Annotated in this window: 2 protein-coding genes and 1 pseudogene; 1 reads left to right on the top strand and 2 read right to left on the bottom strand. The window is 56.2% G+C overall.

From position 1 onward, the window contains the following. Positions 1 to 863 (bottom strand): glycosyltransferase family 2 protein (locus QT222_RS02145; protein WP_491476158.1); only part of this gene is annotated, 863 nt, incomplete at its 3' end. A 167-nt stretch (positions 864 to 1,030) separates the two neighbouring features. Here QT222_RS02145 and QT222_RS02140 point away from each other — a divergent pair. Further along, complete coding sequence (locus tag QT222_RS02140; protein WP_014732766.1) at positions 1,031 to 1,699, top strand: helix-turn-helix domain-containing protein; 669 nt, start codon at positions 1,031 to 1,033, stop codon at positions 1,697 to 1,699. A gap of 34 nt (positions 1,700 to 1,733) precedes the next feature. Here QT222_RS02140 and QT222_RS02135 read toward each other — a convergent pair. Then, positions 1,734 to 2,206: pseudogene (locus QT222_RS02135) on the bottom strand (hypothetical protein); the annotation flags it as partial.

Genomic DNA, 2,206 nt, shown 5'->3' with positions numbered 1-2,206 from the left:
GTTAGACCCATCGCGACGAGGCCCATGAATGCGACACCCGAGACGGCAGTTCCGAGTAGATAGAATGCCGCCAGTGGGTGGAAGTCCCGAAGCAGGTATTTGTTTTTCACCCGCCAGAAGTAGTTTTTGAGCAGCATACACGACACACGCGGGATGTACTCTCCGTAGTCGATGTGGCTCTTCCAGTCGTCGTCGTATAGGTAGGTCGACGAACACGCAACGTCGGCGACCCGAAGGTTTTCGACGTTCAGTTTGACAAGCAGGTCGTTGCAGTAGCCGTAATACTCGTACATGTTTTCGATGTCGGCCTGCTTCAACGCCTCGTATGAGATGGCCGTGTACCCGTTTTGCGGGTCCATCGTCTTCCAGTACCCGCTCGCAATCTTCGTCAAATACGAGAGAATCGAGTTACCAACGAGACGGAATCCCGGCATTGCATCGAGGTCTTCGCGCTTCATAAAGCGGTTCCCTTTCGCGTAGTCCGCATCACCCTCGGCGATAGGGTCGAGGTACTTCGCTAGTTCGTCAGGGTCCATCTGCCCGTCGCCGCCGAGGACGGCCGTAATATCGACTTCGTCTTCGAGGGCGTGGAGGTATCCCGTCTTGAGCGCTCCACCGACTCCGCGGTTTTCGTCGTGCTGGATGGGCACGATAACATCGTCGTAGTCGGGGGATTCCGGAGAGTGTTCGGCATTGAACGCTTCGGCGTGCCGCTGTATCTCGTCCCACGTTCCGTCGGTGGAGCCGTCGTCGATGACGTATGCCACGTCGACGAACGAGGGCATCGTGTCGATGACCTCGCCGACGTATCCCTCTTCGTTATACGCTGGCACGACGACGGCGGTCGATTTGTCTTTGTACATTGTCGTGGAAAGCTCTACCGCTGGGTGGTCGCTTTGGGGTCGTTATTATGTGCATGATAGGCGATGTAACTGCTCGGAATTGATGCGCACAAAGCTCCCTTTGTTCCGCCATTCGTGTTTTACCATCTACATAATAACTTGCCGCCGTCGGGTACGGAAAGATATCGATGAACGTGAGACATGAGGTAGATTCCCGACCGATCTACCTCGAAATCTGTCTCGATGACCCACAGTTGGTGCTCTCGTCATTTACCACGAATCGTTCTGAAGTGTTGGAAATAGAGTTCCAACCGACTGAAGAACAGGGGTGGGATTGCGCGTTTGTTATCGTTGAGGACGGTGACCGCGAGTCGTTGGTGGCTGCTTTCGAGTCCGATCCGACAGTCGCTGAGGTAGAGTTCCTCGGAGATATCGGCGACAACCATCGATTTCGGGTTCGCTTCGCGGATGGCGTCTCTTTGGTTCCCCCATCGACGACTGAGATGGGTGTGCAAGTCCTCTCTATTCGATACAAGCGCAATTCGTGGTTTATCCAGCTGCATCTCCCCGTTCACTCCGCGTTGCATCGGGTACAATCGTACTACCACGACCACGACATCACGTTTCGCGTCAAACGGCTTCACATCGCCCGCGACACCGACGTTGGTGCCGAGACGATGCTTCTCCCGAGTCAGCACGAAGTACTGCTGGTTGCCTATCGGAACGGATACTTCGACGTTCCCCGGAAAGCTTCACAAAGAGAACTCGCAGACCGCCTCGGTATCTCGAAATCGGGTGTCTCACAGCGAATTCGCCGTGCTGTGAGTCGACTTATTGAGACAACCTTGTCCCCGTGAAGTACGAATGGACGTGAGACCCGGTCAGAAACTACTATCGGCGGAACAAATTGTCCTCGTAAAGGACATCGACGTTCCCACGTTCCGTAGTCCCGTTGTAGATCTCCGATTCGACGAGTTTGACGTTCTCGGACCCATCGAGTATTTTCATCCCCTCGAAGCCGTCGAGCGACTTGGCGGTGATGCTGCGGAACTCGGTCTCGTCGGCGTCGTTGACGATTGGCGTGTGCGACGTAGTGACGTCTCCCCAGACCATTGTACAGCCGTCACCGATGATTTTGATACCTCGACGGTAATCGTCGCCAGTTTGTTTGATGTCGAGGCGGTCAAAGGTACAGTTTCCCCGGTCCGCGCGGGCGGCGTGACGCCCGCAGGAGCCATCGCCGCTCCCGGCGACGTTCGGCTCTTGGACGACCCCCGGTGGGGCATCTGCACCGGGCGGCCCTTTGGTCTGGGTCGCCCGGCCTGGGGCGGTGTACTCGGTTTCGCTGGTTGAGGTGTTGACGT

This window comes from Haloferax sp. s1 (assembly GCF_058382125.1).
Note: the sequence above shows the minus strand (reverse complement) of the source record. Positions and strands in the feature narration are given on the sequence as shown.

Coding starts and splice junctions, on each gene's coding strand:
- QT222_RS02140 (WP_014732766.1), top strand. CDS start 1,031: ATGAACGTGAGACATGAGGTAGATTCCCGACCGATCTACCTCGAAATC.